21 protein-coding genes are annotated in these 21,837 nt (G+C 40.2%); 12 read left to right on the top strand and 9 right to left on the bottom strand.

The annotated features are described in order from the left end of the window. Nucleotides 1–140: 140 nt before the first annotated feature. On the top strand, nucleotides 141–1,271 hold the full coding sequence (locus U0035_RS02810) for a hypothetical protein (RefSeq protein ID WP_211316557.1): 1,131 nt from the start codon (nucleotides 141–143) through the stop codon (nucleotides 1,269–1,271). Nucleotides 1,272–1,342: 71 nt separating this feature from the next. On the opposite strand, the gene U0035_RS02805 is transcribed toward U0035_RS02810, so the two are convergent. Then, entirely contained in the window at nucleotides 1,343–1,996 is a 654-nt protein-coding gene (locus tag U0035_RS02805) for a dioxygenase family protein (protein ID WP_114793130.1), read from the bottom strand. A 71-nt stretch (nucleotides 1,997–2,067) separates the two neighbouring features. Beyond that, nucleotides 2,068–2,907 carry a LytTR family DNA-binding domain-containing protein gene (locus tag U0035_RS02800; protein WP_114793129.1) on the bottom strand — a complete coding sequence of 280 codons (840 nt, stop codon included), beginning with the start codon at nucleotides 2,905–2,907 and terminating at the stop codon, nucleotides 2,068–2,070. 132 nt (nucleotides 2,908–3,039) lie between these two features. Here U0035_RS02800 and U0035_RS02795 point away from each other — a divergent pair, with 132 nt between their 5' ends. Then, a complete protein-coding gene (locus tag U0035_RS02795; RefSeq protein ID WP_114793128.1) occupies nucleotides 3,040–4,086 on the top strand; it encodes a phytanoyl-CoA dioxygenase family protein in 1,047 nt (348 codons plus the stop codon). 403 nt (nucleotides 4,087–4,489) lie between these two features. Here the strand turns inward: U0035_RS02795 and U0035_RS02790 are convergent, their stop codons facing one another. The 4 genes from U0035_RS02790 to U0035_RS02775 all read right to left on the bottom strand — a co-directional run bounded on the left by U0035_RS02790 (nucleotide 4,490) and on the right by U0035_RS02775 (nucleotide 7,353). Then, entirely contained in the window at nucleotides 4,490–5,452 is a 963-nt protein-coding gene (locus tag U0035_RS02790; RefSeq protein WP_211316556.1) for an aldo/keto reductase, read from the bottom strand. Nucleotides 5,453–5,595: 143 nt separating this feature from the next. Beyond that, a complete protein-coding gene (locus tag U0035_RS02785) occupies nucleotides 5,596–5,895 on the bottom strand; it encodes a type II toxin-antitoxin system RelE/ParE family toxin (protein ID WP_114793127.1) in 300 nt (99 codons plus the stop codon). Further along, nucleotides 5,888–6,139, bottom strand: a complete 252-nt coding sequence (locus U0035_RS02780; RefSeq protein ID WP_114793126.1) for a type II toxin-antitoxin system ParD family antitoxin — start codon at nucleotides 6,137–6,139, stop codon at nucleotides 5,888–5,890. The genes U0035_RS02785 and U0035_RS02780 overlap by 8 nt, the downstream gene beginning before the upstream one ends. Before the next feature lie 59 nt (nucleotides 6,140–6,198). Continuing rightward, complete coding sequence (locus tag U0035_RS02775; RefSeq protein WP_245957842.1) at nucleotides 6,199–7,353, bottom strand: DUF763 domain-containing protein; 1,155 nt, start codon at nucleotides 7,351–7,353, stop codon at nucleotides 6,199–6,201. A 582-nt stretch (nucleotides 7,354–7,935) separates the two neighbouring features. On the opposite strand from U0035_RS02775, the gene U0035_RS02770 reads away from it, so the two are divergent. Genes U0035_RS02770 through U0035_RS02750 form a run of 5 tightly spaced genes read left to right on the top strand, consistent with a single transcriptional unit; the run spans nucleotide 7,936 to nucleotide 14,972 of the window. Then, nucleotides 7,936–10,587: an ATP-binding protein gene (locus tag U0035_RS02770; protein ID WP_114793124.1), complete on the top strand. Its 2,652-nt coding sequence runs from the start codon at nucleotides 7,936–7,938 to the stop codon at nucleotides 10,585–10,587. Beyond that, nucleotides 10,580–12,856 carry a hypothetical protein gene (locus U0035_RS02765; protein WP_114793123.1) on the top strand — a complete coding sequence of 759 codons (2,277 nt, stop codon included), beginning with the start codon at nucleotides 10,580–10,582 and terminating at the stop codon, nucleotides 12,854–12,856. The genes U0035_RS02770 and U0035_RS02765 overlap by 8 nt, the downstream gene beginning before the upstream one ends. Next, entirely contained in the window at nucleotides 12,846–14,015 is a 1,170-nt protein-coding gene (locus U0035_RS02760; protein ID WP_114793122.1) for a DNA cytosine methyltransferase, read from the top strand. The genes U0035_RS02765 and U0035_RS02760 overlap by 11 nt, the downstream gene beginning before the upstream one ends. Next, the gene (locus U0035_RS02755; RefSeq protein WP_114793121.1) at nucleotides 14,002–14,559 is read left to right on the top strand and encodes an HNH endonuclease; all 558 of its coding nucleotides are present in this window, start codon (nucleotides 14,002–14,004) and stop codon (nucleotides 14,557–14,559) included. The genes U0035_RS02760 and U0035_RS02755 overlap by 14 nt, the downstream gene beginning before the upstream one ends. Further along, the gene (locus tag U0035_RS02750; RefSeq protein WP_114793120.1) at nucleotides 14,559–14,972 is read left to right on the top strand and encodes a very short patch repair endonuclease; all 414 of its coding nucleotides are present in this window, start codon (nucleotides 14,559–14,561) and stop codon (nucleotides 14,970–14,972) included. Before U0035_RS02755 ends, U0035_RS02750 begins: the two co-directional genes overlap by 1 nt. Nucleotide 14,973: 1 nt before the next feature. Here the strand turns inward: U0035_RS02750 and U0035_RS02745 are convergent, their stop codons facing one another. The 3 genes from U0035_RS02745 to U0035_RS02735 all read right to left on the bottom strand — a co-directional run bounded on the left by U0035_RS02745 (nucleotide 14,974) and on the right by U0035_RS02735 (nucleotide 17,187). Further along, complete coding sequence (locus U0035_RS02745; RefSeq protein ID WP_114793119.1) at nucleotides 14,974–15,768, bottom strand: HNH endonuclease; 795 nt, start codon at nucleotides 15,766–15,768, stop codon at nucleotides 14,974–14,976. Beyond that, entirely contained in the window at nucleotides 15,765–16,589 is an 825-nt protein-coding gene (locus U0035_RS02740) for a DUF6602 domain-containing protein (protein ID WP_114793118.1), read from the bottom strand. The genes U0035_RS02745 and U0035_RS02740 overlap by 4 nt, the downstream gene beginning before the upstream one ends. A gap of 190 nt (nucleotides 16,590–16,779) precedes the next feature. Beyond that, nucleotides 16,780–17,187, bottom strand: a complete 408-nt coding sequence (locus U0035_RS02735) for a helix-turn-helix domain-containing protein (protein WP_245957839.1) — start codon at nucleotides 17,185–17,187, stop codon at nucleotides 16,780–16,782. Between the two features lie 143 nt (nucleotides 17,188–17,330). Here U0035_RS02735 and U0035_RS02730 point away from each other — a divergent pair, with 143 nt between their 5' ends. The 5 genes from U0035_RS02730 (at nucleotide 17,331) to U0035_RS02710 (ending at nucleotide 21,837) form a co-directional block, all read left to right on the top strand. Then, nucleotides 17,331–17,600 (top strand): SymE family type I addiction module toxin, encoded by a 270-nt coding sequence (locus tag U0035_RS02730; protein ID WP_114793117.1) that lies wholly within the window; start codon nucleotides 17,331–17,333, stop codon nucleotides 17,598–17,600. 998 nt (nucleotides 17,601–18,598) lie between these two features. After that, nucleotides 18,599–19,345, top strand: a complete 747-nt coding sequence (locus U0035_RS02725) for a BglII/BstYI family type II restriction endonuclease (RefSeq protein WP_114793115.1) — start codon at nucleotides 18,599–18,601, stop codon at nucleotides 19,343–19,345. Next, complete coding sequence (locus U0035_RS02720) at nucleotides 19,345–19,788, top strand: very short patch repair endonuclease (protein WP_114793114.1); 444 nt, start codon at nucleotides 19,345–19,347, stop codon at nucleotides 19,786–19,788. Before U0035_RS02725 ends, U0035_RS02720 begins: the two co-directional genes overlap by 1 nt. After that, the gene (locus U0035_RS02715; RefSeq protein ID WP_114793113.1) at nucleotides 19,775–20,182 is read left to right on the top strand and encodes a helix-turn-helix domain-containing protein; all 408 of its coding nucleotides are present in this window, start codon (nucleotides 19,775–19,777) and stop codon (nucleotides 20,180–20,182) included. Before U0035_RS02720 ends, U0035_RS02715 begins: the two co-directional genes overlap by 14 nt. A gap of 8 nt (nucleotides 20,183–20,190) precedes the next feature. Then, on the top strand, nucleotides 20,191–21,837 hold the full coding sequence (locus tag U0035_RS02710) for a DNA cytosine methyltransferase (RefSeq protein ID WP_114793112.1): 1,647 nt from the start codon (nucleotides 20,191–20,193) through the stop codon (nucleotides 21,835–21,837).

The following is a 21,837-nucleotide window of genomic DNA, read 5'->3' as shown; positions in this document are numbered from 1 at the left end:
CGATGTACGAGCTGTCATCTGTTAACTGTCATCTGTCAACTAAATTCTGTCAACGAATCTAAACAGCTCTTTTGCGAATCATAAATCAAAGGCTTTGCATTTATGGCTAGTCTTATATTTGAAGGCTTAAACAGAACCTTATGCGTTTTACGGTAGCCTTGCAGGATCCTTTTGAGCAGCAGGAGGAAATTATAAATTCCCTTTCGGGCGATGCAGCCTGGCAGCTATTCAGGCAGGTGGATTGGGAGCAATTGGAGAAAGCAGTATACGAGCGGCTGGATGATGTGGTACATCATTTATACTTTTACGAAATAAGCCTGGGTGCTGATGGTGATAAGCGAACCTTACATATTAGTCCGGGTTTTGGGCGGGACGGAGATATGCCATCAACCCGGCGCATTTTTATGGTGCGATATGAATACCCACACCCTGCAAAACCAGGCCGGTACCTTAACTACAGCTACCAGCAAAGCGACTATGCCTTTGCGCAGGATGCTGTAAAAGCTTTTATACAGGGCAACCGACAGTTTTTTACAGACCAGTTTGAGACACCGCGTAATAAAGGCCTGAGCAGGGGAAAGCTGTTTAAAAAACTATTTCGCGCGTTTCTGGTATTATTGGTCGCCTTATTATTGTTCATTCAATTTGTTATTGGCTGGAACCATGTACCCGAACATCTGGCTTCGGTGAGGATGTGGTTATTTCCCGGCTCTTTTGAGAATTCGGAAGCCGATGAGGCAGATGCTGCAGCACCCCTTAAGGCAGCAGCTGAAGCCGCAGCCGGTATCACTGATGTAGCACAGTCTGCACCCCAGGTATTATTGGATACCGTCATGTGGAAGGCCGCCATAGAGCGTGGAGACTTTATACCCGATGGTGTAAAGGACGATTACGAACGTGCCCGCCACTTTGATTATACCAAATTGGAACCGGCCAGCCAACAGCCTGATAATGAAGAAGCGCAGGATGCTATTTTGCATTATTATAAAGGAAAGGTGGGGGAATTATTAAAAGATCATAATGCTTACATCCGCATTGGTAAAGCTTATAATGCGGCTTTACGGCCAGATGGAACCAATGGTGGAGAAATAGCTCGGGTAACAGCCATGGTATGTGCCTTTAACAAACAGGGTGAGAACCTGGGCAATATTCAAATGCCACTGGATATAGCTTACGACTTTGTGCAGTATGCCGGTGATCCGGGCGTTTGGTACCTGGCCGATCTGAGCCAGACCATTCCTTATGATTATGTGCTGATGAAGGGGAGGTGAGGGAAGTTGACAGATTACAGTGACAGCTCCTGGTTCACATTCATACCCACAAAAGGCAATGAGGTCGCACACTATTTACCCGGATACCCCGGAATATTCTTTCCCAATTCAATATCATGCTCAGCTTCCTGCAAACTGCCTTGCAACTTCACGCGCACCACGCCGCTGCCGCCCCGGTGTTCAGGCGGATGTTTTTTAAAATAGGGTTTCAGCAGAGGATCATCGTCAAAATTGATCTCATCAGTGTAATACTCATTGGGCAGCTTGGGTTCTTTTATCGATAAATGAATATGCGCCGGTAAGGAATCGTTAGGATAGGGTGCGGGCCTGATCGTATACAGCGCGTACCTGCCGTCAGTACCGGTTTTGAGCCAGCCGCGTATATAGCCGTGGCGTTTAGCCCGGGGATCCAGTCCCTCCAGGTTGGCATAATGGCCCTCGTTATCGGTTTGCCAGTAGTAAATGATCACATCAGGCGCAGGTGTTTTGCCATCCGCTTTTAGTACGGTACCAGAAATTTTTAAGGGTTGGCCCTCGCCGTTCCAGGCGGGGCTGCTATCTGCTGAAGCTATTTGCTCTGGCAGATTAACATACATCAGCTCACAACCATCGCAACCACCGCCAATCAATTCGCCTGTTTTCGGTGCAGAGGGTTTGACCGGTGAACCACAACTGAATACCAAAGAGCACAATGCCGTCGTTAATTCCAATATCCATTTTTTCATGATTCCTGTTTTTTAGAACAAATATGAGCGGCAAACCAGGTGACGAACAAATGGAATGTGGTAAGCTGCGTTTATTTTAAGCTCACCTGAGGCCTCGCCGGCCATTTTTCCTTGAGATTTGCGGCGTAGTTACGGCTTACTCTTAAAATGGTTTGATCTGTCAGCTTTACATCATAGTCGCCATTTTTGCGTGATTGCACCGATACAATAGTATTGATGTTAAGCAGGCAGGATTTATGAATGCGTACAAATATGCCGTTATCCAGTTGCGCCTCCAGTGCTTTTAAAGTGGCTGTATGCAGGTATTTTTTATGAGAAAGATGGATCGTTACATAAGGAGGACTGGCCGAAAAATACTGGATATCATTTACCACCAGTAGTGTTTGTGTATTTGCACCATCCTTAACCAGCAAAGTTTGCAGAAAAACAGCTGGTTCTACACGGGCAGCCTCAATGGTTTCTGCCGCCGATTGTATGCTTTTTTTCGATGCCATCACTGCAAAGCCATAACCATAAATAACCAGCGACTGCACCAGGTAGGCGGAAAGCCCGAATTGAAAGCTTGGCCAATAGGCAAAAGTATGATCGTAAAAAAGCGCAGACAATAATCTTATCAATCCCGGATAGGTTACCAGGTGTAAGGCTGCTATCAATAGCGTAATAGATAGTTGCAGGTATCTCTTTTCAACCGAACTCATCCATCTCCATTGTAATAATACCAATGGAACAAATAAGATCCAGTAGCTGCTGAAAAGCGCTGATTCCGATAGATAAAAGGCCGTGTTTTGAAAGAGGGTATATAAATAATCGGCCGCAATATTGGCAGCGATCAACAATGCTACAATGGGCGCAAAAAGTCGATAAGCCTTTGGGTTTTGTTCAATAATTGGTATGATGGCGGGTTGGGTCAATGCTGATCACATTTAATGATATTATAAATGTACATATTAATCAGGCGATCGAATGCATTTTTCGGCCCCATATAATGGCCTTGTTTTCAGGGCGGGTCATCTGTTAACAGCTCAGCTGTTAACTAAGAGAAAATGTCAGTAAATCAGGACTTCAGTTTGAGGTTAGCTTTAACCATCTCACGATTTATCGTAGAATGCAGGCTTCTCACGGCTAACCGTTATATTCGTGCTGCCATGACCAATAACGAATTCATTGATTACTTTGTAACTGCCCACCTTGATGTAAAAGCCGGCAAGCCGCACCAGCAACCCATGCCAGATTATGAAAAAACGGAAAACCGTTGGCTGGCCCTGCACGGGTTGGGCAAGTTCGAAACCTTCCGCTACCTGTATAGCGAATGCCGCTCAGTTGATGATTTCCACCAATGGCTGCAGGACACCCGTGGTGCAGATGCGGTAGCCAAGGCCGCTCGCCTTTTTGATGGCGTAACAACTGCGGAAACGGAACTGTTAGCCCAACCTATCCTCAGCCCGGAGCAATGGCAGCATTGGCAGGAGCAGGGCTATCTGCGTATTGGCGGATTGGTACCCATTGAACACTGTGAACGGGTGAAACAGTTTATCTGCGATTACCAGGGCATCGACCTCAACAATGCGACTACCTGGTACCCCAATCATAGCGACTGGCATGGCCTGATGTTGCAGGTATACCAGCAACCCGATATGGAAACCATTCGAAGACACCCGGCCGTAAAACAGCTGTTTGCAGAGCTGTATGAAACCCCCAACATAGCAGCCAATACTGATAAGGTAAGCTATAACCCGCCGGAAACGGAACATTGGCAGTTCAGGCATCATGCCTTGCATTGGGATATCGACCACAGCCGCCCGCCTGAATATTATATACAGGGGCTTATTTACCTGGATGATACGCCCGAAGAGCGGGGGCCGTTGCGCCTTATTCCTGGCTTTCATCAAAAGTACGAGGCTTACCAGCAGCAGTTTGCCGATCCGGTAGCAGCACAGCATGCCATTGAGCGGGAAGCAGGTGCCATACCTGTGCCCGGCCGCCAGGGCGACATTGTGGTATGGCTGCAAACCTTACCCCATGCCGCCAGCATCAACCGGTCGGACCAACCGCGGTTTGTACAGTATTTAAGCTTTACGAAGCTAGACTAATTACCCACGATTTGGCAATGGTTGATTTTGTTAACACCAGGCTTGTTAACACTTTGTACTGTTTACACTTTGTGTGTTAACAAATTGACTGGTCCTGGAGAAGTGGATGCCCTTTGTTGTTTTAGTTTATCCTCTTTCAAAAAATGTTTTGTGATCAGATTTTTGTGATCGTTTTTTTTTGATCACAAAATCCTGATCACAGGTTTCAACTAATTCAGTTACTAAGTATAACAGGACGTGGTTTTACCATTTAAAATCATGTGGGGGTAGGAGCCTGGTGCTTTCTTTACAGGGCATGCCAGAGCTTACCAGAAAACTATACTTGCTGCTGAAACAGCACGTATTCAGTTTTCAGTTCTTCCTGATAAAAGATAAGGCGGATAAAGGAACAGCTCCGGTAGGTTTAGGTCCATTCCGGAAACTGAGAGGTATTCAGATCTAAAGCTGCAATGGCTTTCATTTCAGCCGGAGTTAACTTAAAGTCGAAAATGTTTAAATTCTCCATCATATGTGCTTTTTGCACCGTTCTGGGTATAGCCACTACACCACGTTGGTAATGCCACCTTAAACTTACCTGGGCAGTGGTTTTATGGTGTTTCCTGCCGATGGCTGCCAAAGTTTCATTGGTGAAAAGCCCGTTTCTGCCCTCTGCAAAGGGTGCCCAGGCTTCCATTTGTACGCCGTTTTTCTTCAAATCGTTATAGGAGTCCATCTCGTGGAAGAAAGCATGCGTTTCAATTTGGTTGACTGCGGGTTTTATGGTAGCCACCGACATCAGGTCTTTATATTGAGCCGGGGTAAAATTACTGATACCGATCGCTTTTATTTTACCGGCTTTGTGCAGCTCTTCCATCATTTTCCATGAGCCTTTAAAATCCCCCCTGGGCCGGTGAATAAGATATAGATCTAAATAATCGGTGCCCAGTTTTTTTAAGGAGGTTTCAAAAGCCGTTTTTGTCTTTTCATACCCCGAATCATCAACCCAAACTTTTGAGGTGATAAAAAGGTTTTCTCTTTTGATGCCGCTTTGTTTGATTCCTGCACCAACAAATGCTTCGTTTCCGTACCTGGTGGCCGTATCAAAAAGGCGATACCCTACAGCAATAGCATCAGCCACAGAACGCTGGCATATATCACCTTTTAATGAATAGGTACCAAAGCCCAACACGGGCATCAGTAAACCGTTATTGAGTTTTACGGTTGGAATGGCGCTTTTATTTTTAATAGCATTGGTAGCACTATAGGCGCGATTGCCCAAAGCCGGTAAAAAGATTGCAGAAGCTGCAAGTACAGCCGTTTTTTGTAAAAAGTCGCGGCGTTTCATTGGGTTGGGTTGATTCCTGGTATCCATAATTTTTTTATCCATTCGGTTTTTATTTTCACTGGCTATTTAAAACTTAAAGTGCTGTTGCAAGCTTTTCCTTGGGGGCTGCCATAATCGTTTTTATTGCCGGTGTACAAGAGGGTTATGTAATAATTTTATTGAGGTATTGCTCTAAAATAACACAATTATTCTCTCAGTCTGTTTTTTAAGTCCATTCTTGAATGAAGAATTCTTACAATTTGAACTTCATCGGGTTTCAATATTGTGTAAAAGATGATATGCTTGCCTACTTTAAACCCCAATATTTCTTTTGACAGCGCTGCATAGCTTTTACCCAACGCAGGGTTTTCAGCAATTTCCTCAAAGGCAGCAATAATTAACTCATAATACTTATCTGCCTGGTTTTCTGACCACACTTCATAAGTATAATCCCAAATCTGGGTAAGGTCTTCAACTGCTTTATTCGTTAATACATATTTAGCCATCTTTTCTCTTTGCCAATTTTAATTGGGCTAAATGTTTTTTAGCATCAAAATTTTTAGCAACGCCGCTATTAATGCCTTCTTCAATGGCATTTTTAAGCGCCTGCACTTTATTTTCTTCCTCTTCCAGCAATCGCAGGCCAGCCCTTATTACCTCACTGGCATTGCTATACCTGCCTGCTGCAATGCTATGCTCTACGAAATCTTCAAAGTAATCGCCCAATGATACAGAGGTATTGCGTCCCATAACGTTTCTTTTTGACGTAAAGTTACCAAATTTTGGTAACTTTTTCAAATACACACTTACTATCCTTGGTCATCAAACAAATCCAACTGCCGTCCCTGCGGCCGCTTCGCTTTACCAAAAACCGTTCGTCCGCTATATTTCCAGGATTCCGCCCTTTCGTGAGCGATCACCTCGTCAATACTGCCATCTGGTATAAAGTCTTCGGACAGCCGGTCTGTTATTTTCGACAGCGATTGTATCGCCTGCATTTTATCCTGCCGGCCCAGCTTAGCTCTGTTTATGGCCTGCTGTAAAGTGTCGATCGTTTCATCATACACCCGCGTAGGCACCGGGAAGGGATGCCCGTCCTTGCCGCCATGGGCAAAGGAAAAACGCGCCGGATCCTTAAACTGTGTGGGCTGCCCGTAGATCACCTCGCTCACCAGCGCCAGCGACTGCAAGGTTTTCGGGCCCAGGCCTTCCAGCAACAGCAGCTCTTCAAAGTTCTGCACTTGCTTTTCCTGTGCCAGCCAGAGCACCGCGCCCAGGCGCTTCAGGTCCACATCCTTTGCCCTTACATCGTGGTGGCTAGGCATTACCAGGTGCCGCATCTTAGCGATCTCCGGCAGCATCCGGTCCGGGTTTTCAGTAGCCACTTCCATCATAGCGGTTTTTAAAGGCCGCGCCAGTTGATCGGTCAGGTTGAGGATCGTACCCTGGTTGGCCCCGTAAATGCTGGTATGCGGCGTTTCGGTAAACGATTGTACCGATGGGGAGTGCCAATGATACCGCCGGGCCGTAGCGCTGCTGTCGCGCATGCCTTGCTGGATCACCGTCCACTGGCCCTCGTCGCTCAATATGAAATGATGCTGGTACAGTTGAAAGCCATCCTGCACGGCCGTATTATCCACCTTGGCGCTCAGCTTGCTGCTGCGCACCAGGTCGGGCGCGTTCAGGCCGGTGGTTTCGGCAAAGCGCAGGATATCCTGGGGCGTGTTCCGCGAGTGGCGGCCCTTACCGCCGCAGATGCAGATGCCCAGCTCCCTGGCCAGCGGGTTGATGCTGCTTTTTAAAGCCCCCATTACCGAGGTAGTAATGCCCGACGAATGCCAGTCCATACCCATCACCGCGCCCAGGCTCTGGAACCAGAAGGGGTCGCTTAGCTTAGACAGCAGGGCGCTTTTACCCTGGCCGGCGATAATTTCTTCCACAATCGCCTTGCCCAATGCCGCCATGCGCGCAGCCAGCCAGGGCGGCACCTGGCCGTTATGAAGGGGTAAGTCTGCACTGCCGGATCGCTGCATCATATACTAACAAAATTAGCATTTAAATTTGATGTGCCCCATTGATGCAAAAAAGCGGGTACCGGAGGCAGACGACGAGGGGAGCCGCAGTACTTTTGTTGTCATTTTATTCTTTGAGGGCGTGTCCCCGGTATGGGGCCGATGGGCAAAAGTGCAGCAAGGTACACCTTATAGCCTTGGCGAATGTAATAAAGCGCTGCTCCCAAAGCCCCATACCGGGGCCGGGCTATCCGCTTGTAGTCCTCGCCACGGCTAAGGGCCGTGGCTGTGGGCTACCGCTGCTATCCCTCACGCGGGGAGAGATAACTTAATAAACATATGTTAATAACAGCCAAAGCAATTTTGAATATAAGATTAACTTGGAAAAGTTAATTTACAATTTCTAATCGACAGAGGTATGAAATAGCTGAAATAGAGAATGTTAGAGTCAAAAAAGTTTACCTATTTTTGCATATTAACCCTATCTGTAATAAGTTTATACTAGATGGTCTATTTAAGTGAAGCTAAATACATATGAAATTTACATACAACCCTAGAATCCTGCGGCATTTAGGCTATGAGTTAATTACTTCAGATGAAGTCGCTATTACTGAATTAATAAAGAATTCGTATGACGCAAAAGCAGAAAATGTTTATATACAATTTCTTTCAGCGATTGACAATTTTGATAAAAAAAGAAGTAATGTAGAAATACCATCCGTTATATTAACAAGGCTCAAAGAAAAATCCCCAAATGGAATTGTTGTCATTGAGGATGATGGGAAGGGAATGTCTTATGATGTATTACAGAAAGGCTTTTTTGAAGTAGGTTCAACCTTAAAGAAAGAGGAAAAACAAGACTCTTCTTATTCTGACGATGATAAACTCATCTTAGGGGATAAAGGTATTGGCAGATTGGCTGCACAACGCATAGCCCCTACATTGATAGTAGAAAGCTTAGAAGAAGGCACTAAAAACATAAATATTATTGAAGTACAGTGGTCTGAATTTATAAACAATAATCAATTTGATGCACCTGAATGGCGAGAAGATTCTGCAGAATCAAATGGCTATACCAGATTATGGCTAATAGGCGATACAGACACTCCAGTTGATTTCGACAGATACACTGAAGAAAAAGAAGAGTTTGCGATAGACTTGTTTGGTAATGTGGGTAAAAGCCTTGGTAAGAAGTTAGTTGTTAAAAGCGAATTACAAACTGCACTTGGATTTCTCTACTCTCCATTTGAGGAAAAAAAGAGCTTGATTAATATTGACATATCAATCGATAAAAAACCTGTTAAACTTGACTTTAATTATCAAGCATTGAGTGTTGCGGAATCGATTCACTCATTTACATCGAATTTTATTTTTGATGAGTCAGGTAAACCAGTTGATTTAAAATTTGATTTAAAGCTTGATATCCGTCCTTGGTTTATAGAAAGAATCCATCACAGAGAATTGGGTACTGTGTTATATCAGGATTGGAAACGCTCTCCATCGGAATATCAAAAATTATATAAAAAATATCAGGCTGAATATGAAATGAATCTCTCCGAAAGTTTTCTTTTATCTGAAGCGTTAAGAAGGTGGAAGAAAAAAGATAAATCTATTAATACAAATGGCTTTATTGAAGCAATATTAAAACTTGCACCGCTGGATGGCAAAATCTACTCTTTCAAAAGAGATAATACGCTGATGAGCATGGCGAGGAAATCGGCGGTAGAAAATAAATATATAGATGCTAAAACCAGGATTAATTATGATATAAGACCTTTTCTTGAAGCTAATAACGGCATAAAGCTATACCGGAACTCTTTTAGAATAGCTACTATAGGTAATAAAGAGAACGACTGGTTAGAGTTACAACAAAAAAGAACCTCTGGGCAACAGTTTTACAGATTTGAACTAGGCAATGTAATTGGTTTTATAAAAATTAATGATAAGAAACAGGAATATATTTATGAGACTAGCTCAAGAGAACATTTGACGCAAAACATCTATGCGGAGTCTTTAAGAGTGGTCTTGAATGAAATCCTGGAGATTTTTTCTCCCAATTTCTCAAAATTGGCTGTGGAGCTAACCAAACGCTTCTTAAGTCTGGAGATTGGCTGGATACCTGAAAATACAGATGAACAAATCCAGGAGGAAGTAGATAAGGCAAAAGTAATATTTGAATCTGCTAAGCAGAACCTTGTGGCAATACAACAAGCTATTACAGCCATAAAAGATAATATTGATCTTGATTCGGAAGAAAAAATTGCTTCTGTAAAAAGGGTATTTGAAAAATTGGAGCCGGTTGCACTAAATTTTGAACAAAATATTGATGACACTACAAGATCGCTGAGAAGCGCCAATCAATTGCTGGAAGTTGCCAAGCAAGAGCAAGTAAGAATCAAAACAGAGGCTTATAACAACTACAAACTAATGGCCAATGGATTGGTTACAGAAATAATTACCCATGAACTGCATTCCTTATTAAGCAGCTCTGAAGAGGAGGAAAAGAAATATGATGAACACTTCCGTTTTATTGAAAATTATTTCCTGGAAAATGAGCTGTATGATATTAATAAAACGCATTTAAAACCTGTTAAGAATAAGTTTGAACATTTGTTCAAAAAAATGGGTGACCTGGATAAATTTTATTCTTTCCTGGATAAAACATTTATTAAAAGTGAAGGCAATAGAGCTTTGGTTGCCACTGATGTAAAGGATGAATTAGCTATTATTGTTGAGCGGTTCAAATTCAGGTTAAAAAGGCATAAAGTTGAAGTTGATATTTCATCGGTCAATAATACCTGGGAAGTTCCTAAAGGTGCTTTACTACACGTTTTCTATAACCTGATAGATAACTCCATATATTGGATCAGGCAACGCCAAAAACAATCAAAAGCTAATGTGAAGTATCAAAGAACCGAACATGATTCTATTGTGATAAAATCCACTTCTTCCAACACTTTGCAGTTCCATGATACGGGCACAGGTGTGCTAGATAAGTATCAGCATATTTTATTTAATGAATTGGTTTCCGGAAAGGAAGATGGCCGGGGTATGGGATTGTATATTGTGAGGCAGTTCTTGAAATCTTTTGGGGGGGATATTGAATTATTACCAATGAAGAATGAATATGGCAACCGTTATATTTTTGAAATACGCTTAAACCAACCTGCTGAGGATAATGAATAAACTGCAAGAGCTTATAAAAACGCTAAAAGCCTTTACAATTCTAATTATTGAGAATGAATTTTCTTATATAGAAGATCCTAAATTAATCTTAGGTGGCATTTATACAATTTCAGAAGAAAAACGCTCTCAAATATTGGGCGAGCTGGAATTTAAAGAATATACAGAACTATCTTCACAATTAAGAGATTTCAATGATAAGTGGAATAATATTCAAAATCATGACAATGAAACCTTTGAAAAAATAGGAACAGACTATCTTGATAAATATTTAGAGAAAATAGGGCATGAAGAAATTATTAAGGCTCCGTTAGGATTTCTTACCGATGCTATAAAAGCTGATGAAGACAATAAGTTGAAATCCATCTTCTTAAAAAATGGCATTTTTATTCATGAAGCTGTTCCCAAATATAAAGAAATACTAGAAACCATCCAATCAATAAAGGAATGTAAAATAATAATTAGAAAAGAGCGGCCAACTCATGCGGAATGGGACGAATTCAAATCTGAAGTTGAAGCTGCAATCTCACAAACTCACAGCCATTTTTGCTTATCAATTATTGACAAGAGCTTGGGAGGTGGGATGCAAGAAGGTAAAGAGTTAATAAATGATTTAATTAAGGAACATAAAAATGATGAAAGGTTCAATCATATTTGCTGTTTATATACTAGCACTGCTAGCCCTGTTTCTTTAATCAATTATGAAGACTATTTTGTCCAGGAAATTTCAAAAAATGGCGCGAATAGTATTGATGATATTGCTTTAGCTCTAGCGCAATCTGCATATGCAGAAGTATTTAATTCATTACGCGTTAAAACTGTTAAAAGTGCAGAGGATACTCTTAAAATCGTACTTAAAAACCAAAAGAACATTAAGTATATAATCGACAAATCACACGAAGAAGGCATTTCAGCTTATGACGCTATTAAATACTGGAATGAACTATCTATTCGTAATGAATTTGACTCTAGAGAGTTAAATGACTTTAAGTTCATTGCGGGATTAACTTCATTTTTTAATGGAGATTATTTAGTGGATCATCCAGGTTTACCTGAAGTCGGTAAAGAATTAAAAGGGCTTAATACATACGAACTTTTTGATTACAGTATCAATAAAAAACATTTGCCAATAGCCCCCGGAGACATCTGGGAAGCAAACGGACAGTATTATATACTAATTGGTCAATTGTGTGACTTATTATTGAGAGGAAAAACTAATAAGCGGAAAGCAAAACTTGGTGAATTTTTTCAAATCAATTTTGGTAAACATAATAAACAAGAACATAAGTTTGAAATTGTAGTAGAGAATGGCAAGAAAAAAATATATATTGACTATTTTTTAAAAATAGGGGAAAATGAATACGAAACTATAAATATAGATATTGCGACGCCCAATATATTTTTTGCTGATTTGCAAGTTTTGGATTTATGTATGTTTAATGATTTGGGGAAATGTAAAATTGATATTGGAACCGATCTAGATGATGATGTATCATTATTATTGCCTGCTGGAAAAGATTTGTATTATGATGAGCTTAAAGCACAATACTCAAAAGTTGCAGGAAAAGGTGTAGCAGAATTTATTCAGTCACATGATATTTCTGGCCCCATAAAGTTCCCCAAGTTCATTTTTCAAGAAGACGGACAAATTTTTGATCATCAAATAAGAAGAGTCTGCAGGCTGAAAGGGCGTTATTTTGACTCTCTGTACAATAATTATTTGAATAATAAAGGTAGAATTGATCTTAACTTAATTGGTAATATTGAAGAGGAAGTCGAAGTAATAACTTTAGTTTTCGAACTATGTGAAGATCCAGATTCCCGACAAGAAATAAAAGACTTTGGGTTGTACACTTCTAGACAGGGTAAGTACATAAAACTTTATGATTTAAAAATTAAGCTCCCGCAATATGAAAAACTATTTTCGTACGCCATATCCGACAAATTAACAATTGAAAGCAAACTTCAATATGAGTTAACTGAAAATGGTGCTGCATCATATACATTACAATATAAGTATCACTTGAATATTGACGATTATAAAGCAAAAGCAGCATTTAGTTATAAAGACCTTTATAATAAACAAAAACCAGAAAATAATGAAAATTTTCAAATTTTAGGGTCAGAAAACCTAATTAGTTTCATAGAGGATGGACATGCCAAGCGTAAACTAACTATTCAAGAACTAAAGACAGGTGTTATAGTTTTTGATAAGAATCAAAAATTGCAATTGGTAAACGGAGTACTAGAAAGGACAGAACATGAACAATAAAACATTCAACATATTATCACTTTTTTCCGGTGGTGGCTTTTTAGACATCGGATTCATTAATAATGGCTTCCAGGTGATGGAGGCGGTGGAAATTCAGCCGTTCTTTATTAAAGCATACAACGAAGGCCTTCGTAGTTACTTTCAGAATTCTAACAACTACTATGTAAGAAAAAATCTGGTAACCCATAATGACATAACCAAGCCCACAGATGCCTCCTGCCCGCTAGAGCAAGCCAGGCTTCAAAAAAGCTATAAACAGGTATCAGGAATTATTGGAGGACCACCTTGTCAAGACTACTCTGCAGGAGGAAAAAACGGAGGTATAGAAGGGGAGAGAGGGCGTTTGATCCATAGCTATTTTACCATAATTTCTAAAATAAAACCTGATTTTTTATTTTTTGAAAATGTTGAAGGCTTGTATAAAACAAAAAAACACCGGGTATCATTTGATGCTTTTGTTAAAAGTATTGAGCAAGAAGGATATTTTGTTTGGCATGATTTGTTGAATGTGCTTGAGTACGGTCATCCACAAGACAGACCAAGAATTGCTTTAGTAGCATTTAAAAAAGCCATAATTAGCACGCTTGAAAAAGCTGGCTATGTATTAGAATTTGACAATACAATCTTAAAATTTAATCATTCAGATAAACTGATTTTCAGATGGCCTAAACCACTTTTTGAAAATCCTAAAGGGCTGAACTGGCCAAAGAAATGGAGATTTGGAAATGACGTAAAGGAATTTACGCAGAATATAAACAAACGGCTTTTTATTGATAATGTTATAGGTGATTTAACAGACAATCATCCCAATCAATGTGAGCATTTTATTCCTAAATCTGACCGCTTTACCCAAATTGAGGAGGGGGATACAAACCGGAAGTCGTTCAAACGGTTACATAGATTCCGTTATAGCCCCACGGTTGCTTATGGTAATAACGAAGTTCACCTTCATCCCACTAAGCCTAGGCGCTTGACTGTAAGAGAAGGGCTGCGGCTACAGACAGTGCCAGACGAGTACGTTTTACCGGCTGACATTCCATTAACGCATAAATTTAAATTAATCAGTAATGGTGTGCCAACTGCAAAAGCTGAGCTGATAGCTAAAGAAATACGAAGGACCTTGATTAACTATTATAAAGTAAATAATGGCATTATATAATACACCTGCTGATATTGCCAATACTGCAATTAGAGCTTTTCTTACAAGTCTTGGAGAATATTACTGGGGTAGCGGTTTTAATACTGGAAATGGAAAAGGGAAGCGGGATTGGGAGAAAATAAGAGATGAAATATTTCAAAATGAATGTGCATATTGTGGCGATAAGGAAACTAAGTTGCAAATGGAGCACTTGATTATGTTTAACAGAAACGAGTATGGTTTGCACCATCCGGGAAACATAGTACCAGTATGCTCAAAATGTAATTCAAGAACGAAGAAGGTGGATAGTGGATATACTACCTGGGAAGAGCACCTGTCACATATTTGCGAAAGAAATAATCAAAAGGAAAAGTTTTTTGACAGGTGGACCAAAATTAGAAAACACATAAATGAGGGAGAGTTTGCTTATCCTAAATTGACTATGGAGGAAAAAGATTCTATACGGATTATAACCAATCATCTGTATGAAAAAATAAAATCAGAGTTTCAAAATGCTTTGTTACTTTATAAGGAATTGGATAAAACATTTGCAAGGAAACAATAATGGCAGATATATGGTCGAAAGAGAAGCGGAGTGAAGTAATGAGCAAGATCAGGTCGAAGGATACTAAACCTGAAATTATGCTCCGCAAAGCTCTTTTTGCATTAGGCTACCGCTACCGCATTCATAATAAAAAACTGCCTGGAAAACCAGATATTGTATTACCCAAATACAAAACAGCCATCTTTGTACATGGTTGTTTTTGGCATTATCATGCCGATTGCCGCGAAGGCAGAATACCAAATACCAATTCGACATTCTGGAAAGAAAAACTATTAAAGAATATTAGCAGGGATCAAAAACACCAGGAAGCATTACAGCAGCTAGGTTGGAAGGTGTTAGTCTGTTGGGAGTGTGATATCGAAAAAAATATAGAGATGGTGCTTAAAACAATAATTGCACATTTAGATTATTAGACTACAACTTATCCAACGCATTTTCAACAATGAAGCTTCTATTTTCATTTACAGAAAAAAAATGTAAAATAAATTCTGTGCCTGGATTGAGTAGATCTATGGTAAATTCAGTATTTGCAAAAAGAAACTGAAAAAGCAATTGCTGATCGGAGGTAACTATTATAAGACTCCCGTTAAGTCCCTTTAATGCCGATACTATATCTTTTAACTCACCGCCTGTTGATATTTGGATACTACGGGTTACATAAGGCCAGAATTCATTTCTTTTTCCGCGCCTGACATATCGTTTAATATTGTCCAAACTTTCTTGGTTATAATAAAATTCGTCATAACCGTTTGTCATCGCAGTATGCGCTATAGATTCAATCCCCATTTTGGCTAATAATTTTGAAACCAATTCATTTGCTACCGGCACTGCATAGGTTACGGTAATAAGAGGGATTTCTTCTATACCGCTTGTTAATATTTCATTTATTACGCTTGGCTCTATTTCAAGTCTTTCTTGTTTGTTTTTATCTTTATGTAAGACAGCTTCCGATATGTTTTCGTCGAGAAGGAAGCCTTTTTTACTTGGAATTTTACCCTTTTTACTCTTTACATTTAAGTCATGCCTATACTGCATAAAGAAAGGCATTTGAAGCAATGGCTGTTCGATTTTTATAGCGAAATAATTATTGCATTTATCGCAAACCCATCCTTTCTCTAAAATAAATTGAGTATTGCCTAACGATTTGGGAATAATGTGTTCTACACTAACCGAATCATCAGAAGGACCTTTACAAAAAATACAATTCATCGCCTTTGAGGGTTTAGACAAATGGTTCTATTCCTTTGCATTTCTTTTGTGCCTTCTATAGGAAAAGAAAACCAGTACCTGTCGTTCAGCCCGCCGGAAGTAATATCTATAAGATTGGATATGAAATAGGAAAAAGAAAGATTGTAAAGGTTATATACATTATAAAAATCGGCCGCGCAGTCCACTCTCCTGACAAGATGTCCTGCATCAGTTTGCTTCCAATGTTTAATAAAATAATCTTCACCTAAAGAGATATGGTTAACTAACCTTCTTGAATCAATTAAGCTAGTATCTATTGAATGGGAATCTATATTTCCATCAAACTCGAATGCAAAAATACCAGTAAATATTTTGGTCTTACTTGGTATTGGCCTTTGACGTCCTGCTACACTAAAAAAGGGCCGGTTAATTTGACCTTCAAAATCGCTTATTGAATGCTCAAACTGCTCTATAGCATGCCTAAGCATGGTTGGTGTAAGCCTGGATTTTACTTCGATAATTGCTTTTACATTTTTCAAAGTTGTAATCACAAAATCACCTTCTGAAAAAAGTACCGGCAGGGTATTATCATAAACAATAATATCTAATTGGGATGATAACACATTGTCATAATCATTCTCACCAGTAGCTTTTAAAATGAAGCCTGTGCCTACAGATAAGTTTTTAGGTAGAAATTGCCGTAACACATTTTTCAACACGGCTTCTTTAAACCGGCCTTCTTCCCCCCAATGAGCATCACCTATTAAATTTCTCACCCTGTCTTTTACAACAGTAAGTTCACGGGTTATTGATTCTTGGAATAATCTAGCGTTACCTGGCATTTTGTTCAATTAGGTTTTAAATATTAATCATGCTATCGAACCTGTACTTCTTCTGCGTGAGGGATAGCAGCGAATACCCCGCTGAAGGCTTTGTGCGGCGGGATTTGTGGCGGAGTAGCAGCAGATAGCCCGACCCTGCCACTAAAATATCAACAACAAATAGGGCAGGGGCACGCCCTAAATAATAAAATTATTTTCTTTCCACTAGTTTCTTTAACTCATCAATCATCTCCCTTTGCTGTTGTAGCATACGTTCATACAATTCCACCATTTTATCAAGTGGATTAAAATTGAAAGTACAATTGTTTGCAAAGGCATTCTCAAAAGACTTCTCGTTAAACGTATTAGCAATAATATTCACCGCCTGCTCCTCATCAAAATTCTGGATTGCCTCCACCGGTATTTTCAATAGGGTAGATATTTTTTGAAGTAGGGGAGTATCGATCGTTTCTTTCTGCTCCAGCAAGGATACGGCCTGCTGGCTCATATTAAGGTCAAAAGCCAGGGCATCTTGTTTTATACCCAGCATTTCGCGAAAACGTTTAATGTTGCGGCCTTCGTGTACTTTGTGGTTCGGCATAGCAGTATGTGTTGTCATAGGAGCAAATTTAGTTTTTTCAAATTAGATTTTGCAAGCCTAAAGATACATAAAATACAAGCTTTTTAGGTGTAACACACAATCAATTTTTGTAGGACACAAAACCCGGCAGCTGTTGCTTTGTACCAACAAAAAGCTAAGCTATGCAAACAGTAAAAACACACCGCATTACCAAACCCATCCGCCGCATGACGGTATGCCGCTATGCATTCAGGGGCGTCAACAGCAGAACAACCACATCATTCCCGGCATTGCGGCTGGCCGGAAAATGGCTACAGGATAGCGGTTTTAAGCCCGGCCATGTGGTAGAAATAGCCTGCGAAAAAGGCAGGCTTACCATCACCATTGCTAAAGAACAAAAATATGAAGCCTTGCAAGAGCGGTTTCAAAGGGAACAAATCGAGATTGTGTAAGTGGCATACATTATGTTAAGTAAAGATTGGCCTGCATCCGTCAAGCAATTATATTCCACAGTTGATGGGCCTAGCACACCGCTCAATAGATATTCCATCCGGAAATCGCCCTGGCAACCGATTTCCGGGGTCTTTTTTGCTCCACTTTTTGGACAAGCAAAAAGTGGAAAATGAACAAGCTCCGCGAGCGCCCGCCTGGAAAAATGTAATTAAGACCTACAGGCATATTGCATTTTTACAGGCCAGCGAGCGACCACAAAGAAGCGTTGGCAAAAAGGCAAAAATTTTAAAGATGCTACAAACGCGGCGTGAACATGGGTGCAGTAAAAAATCCTGTGTAAGTTTTCAGTTCGACACAGGAATTTTTACCAGCCCATGAAGCGCCTGCCTTTACGGCTATTTACCCAAGGGGCAAGGGCTGCATTAAATTCGTTTCCAAATTCAAAGTTTCAATGTTGTATGAATTCGATGCGGGCTGCAAACCTGATTTGCAGCCCGCAGACATAACGACTAATTATAGGACAAACCGTATGAGCCGAATTGATCGAAAATCTGTAACGCTGACACGGAGCCGAAATGCTGATATATTACTTAACATAATATTGTTATAGGACAAACGCCACCTGGCTGCATTATCTGTCCGGCCAAAAAGCAGCCATCGTTTTGTCCTATAATTTCGCGTTATGTTACAATAGCCGATCCTTTAAAATTTTGACTTTTGAAGCGGTGCATAACGCGATTAATAGCAGGGAAGGGGACAAGTTCTCATGAAAAATAATGTGTCTGCAAATTCTATTGCTTTATTTTTGTGGGTCGCCCCGAATAGTACCTAAGGGTAGCATGCAGCACTGGCAACCTTGTAGCTTTAGTGTTAGTGATAACTGTTCTGTTTCAAAAAACTATATAGGGCCTGAGGGACCCTATCCGTCGCGCGGAAGCACATAACAATGTAAGAACTTTTATTTACCTTCGGGCACTATACTAAGAAATCGCCCTTAATGTCCAATTATTATAAAAATGAGCGGGTTTTGAACATACCCGGATATGAAGTATATTTTACGAGATTTGCAGACTCAATAATAAAAGATCACTTTAATGATGCTACAACCGAATTAACGGCTATACTGAATCATTTCAGCATAAGAGAAGATCAAATAATCCAAGGTGGCGGTGGCCTCAGTTCTATCACTCAAAGCTTAGGAGGTTTATTGGTACAAAATGCATGGACCAAGACCAAAATCGAAAGTGAACATCATGTAAGAGGCAGGGTACTTACATCGGAAAGTCATGAGGTAGATCATTATAAGTCGTTTCAACAAGGAAATATTGGATTGGAAATAGAATGGAATAATAAAGACCCATTCTATGACCGTGATCTGGAGAATTTTAGGAAGTTACATCAGATAGGTGAGCTAAGCATAGGCATAATAATTACAAGAGGAGCCAGTCTTCAAAAAGAGTTGTATAATGTAATCCGTAGGTTTTTGGAGGGTATATATCCATTCACATTACCGCAATTAAACAGTAGAATTTCTCTTTCCGACACCGCCAAAAAGAATATAGGGAATCATCTTGATTTACCTAAGGATGCATTATTAGATAAAATAGCGTCTACCATATACTATTCTAAATATGGAGCAGCTACTACTCATATGGATAAATTGCTGTTGAGATTAAATAGAGGTGTTGGTAATCCTTGTCCATTTATTTTAATAGGGATTGGTAGTGATCGGTTAACAGTATAATGAGTGAAAAGAAATACATACGAGATAAGCGATCTCCCCATCCTTCTTCCGAAGGAGCATCCCATATAATGAGCTCAATAAAGGCAAAAAATACTAAGCCAGAACTCATTGTCAGAAAACTACTTTGGCAGAAAGGCTACAAGGGCTATAGGCTTCATCCAACAATACCAGGTAAACCTGACATAGTATTTTTGAAAAAGAAAGTTGCCGTTTTCGTCAATGGATGTTATTGGCATCGGTGCCCTCATTGCAATTTGCCTATGCCAAGATCCAACACTGAATTTTGGGCCGAAAAGTTCCATAAGAATGTAGCGCGTGATAACAAAAAAAGAGAAGAGTTGGAGCAAGCTAATTGGAAAGTGCTTGTTCTATGGGAATGTGAAATAAAAAAGCAGCCAGAAATCGAAGTTGAAAAAATAATAGCCCTACTTGAAACGTATTAATAAAAAAATACTTGATATTTTTTGTCAAATAAAAAAAAGTCAAGATATTTGTTTTATGAAAAGCCTTGGGTCCTATATCAAAGCATTAAGAGAAAAAGAAGGTTGGCCGCAACGTAAACTTGCGCACGAGCTAGATATGGATGTTTCTGTTTTAAGCAAAATTGAAAATGAGGATAAATTTCCTAAAAAAAGGGTGTTTGATATAATACAGACTGTGTCCCGGCTGTTCGGTATATCAACAGATGAGTTGAAACGAATTTACCTAAGCGATGAGATCTCCTCCATGTTAGTTGAAGAGGATGACTTTGAGTATATCTTGACTGTATCGAAAGAAAAGATCGATCATGTAAGAACGAATAAGAAGGATCTACGAAAAATAAAATCAAATAAATAGTTAAGAGTATGGCAGCTATAGATCTGTACAGCGGTATTGGGGGATGGACATTGGGTCTTAAAATGGCTGGCATTGAGGTGCTTTCGTCGTACGAATGGTGGAAAGATGCCAATAACACGCACAATAAGAACTTCAACTCAGCACACCAAGAGGTAAATATACGTACCCTTGAGTTGGCAATGTTACCTGATCCGGAACTTGTCAATTATGTGGTCGGAAGCCCGCCTTGCACGCAATTCTCTTTAGCTAATAGAGGGGGCAAAGGAGATATAAACGATGGGTTAGTGGACATACGTAAATTCCTGGAAGTGGTCGAGCACATGCAGCCGATTTATTGGGCTATGGAAAATGTACCAAGAGTTGCCGGAATTCTGGAAAAAGAACTTGCTCCTGAAGGATCATTACACCAGTTTGCGCATCTTTTTGGAGATATTAAGGTTTACAATTCGTCTGACTTTGGTGTACCTCAAGATAGGAAAAGAATGATCGCAGGCCGTTTGCCATTTCACTTATTGGATGCCTATAAAAATAGGACACCTAGAGTTACTTTAGGTGATGTATTGAGAAGTTTGTCAACTATTCCTTATACAGATCCTGTGTATGGTTTCACTTTGGAGGAAGAGCGTATGACCGATCATCTGCTAGAAGCGAACTTAACAGCCGAAGAACAACGGATCAATCGGGATGCAAAGACTTATCATCCTGTATATAACAGAATGAGTTTTCCTGATCGTCAGGATAGGCCGTCAAGAACAGTAACGGCTTTATGTACCCGGGTTTCACGTGAGAGTATTATCATTGAGGATGCCCAACAAAATATCAGACGCTTAACAATACGTGAAAGAGGATGTCTGCAATCGTTCCCTATAAACTATCAATACTTCAGTAATACCTATGCCGGCAAAATAAAAATGATCGGAAATGCAATACCGCCAGCGCTTACTTTTTATATAGCCCAGGCTATGCAGGAAACACCAATTGGCGAAGTATTGCTCACAAACTCGGAACAAGTAAGAGAACGACTTGTTTTAGGTACCGAACAAGCAATAACAACAGTGCCGGAGAACGCAGGAGCACACTACCCATGGAGCAGATCATTCTGTTTGGCCATACCTGGCCTTCGATTTGGTAGCGGTGTTCGATTTGAACTTAAGAATTATCATAACAGAGAAACAAGGACAACCAGCTGGCGTGTCAACTTTTTCTATGGTACTTCAAAGGCCATTAAGGCTAAACAATTAGATCTGGAATTGTTTGAACGAGCGTATGAATTGATAGAAGAGTTAGCAGTAGAAGGTCTGCCTGCATCTTTAACCCGTTTTCAGACGTTTATACAAGGTGTAAATGAAAATGAGGTTCAACTGAACTGGAGCAATGTGAATAGAGATCTTATGGGTCCCATATTTTTGACCGATGAACTATCCCGGTACGCCAATGAGTTTAGAACATTGCTTGAAAGTGAACTTAAGGACACCGATTTGATAGCTTCATTTATTGAAAGAGAGCTTAAGAACGACAAGGGTAAAATGGATAATAAACGTATCCTCGATAATCATTTAGATATGTTCGTTGGCATTCTCATTGGCACCATATTTAATTCCGTTTTGCAGGAACGCGTAGTTCATATAGCATTACCTGATCCACAATTGGTATAG

The sequence above is a fragment of the Niabella yanshanensis genome (assembly GCF_034424215.1).
Lineage (GTDB): Bacteria > Bacteroidota > Bacteroidia > Chitinophagales > Chitinophagaceae > Niabella > Niabella yanshanensis.
Note: the sequence above shows the minus strand (reverse complement) of the source record. Positions and strands in the feature narration are given on the sequence as shown.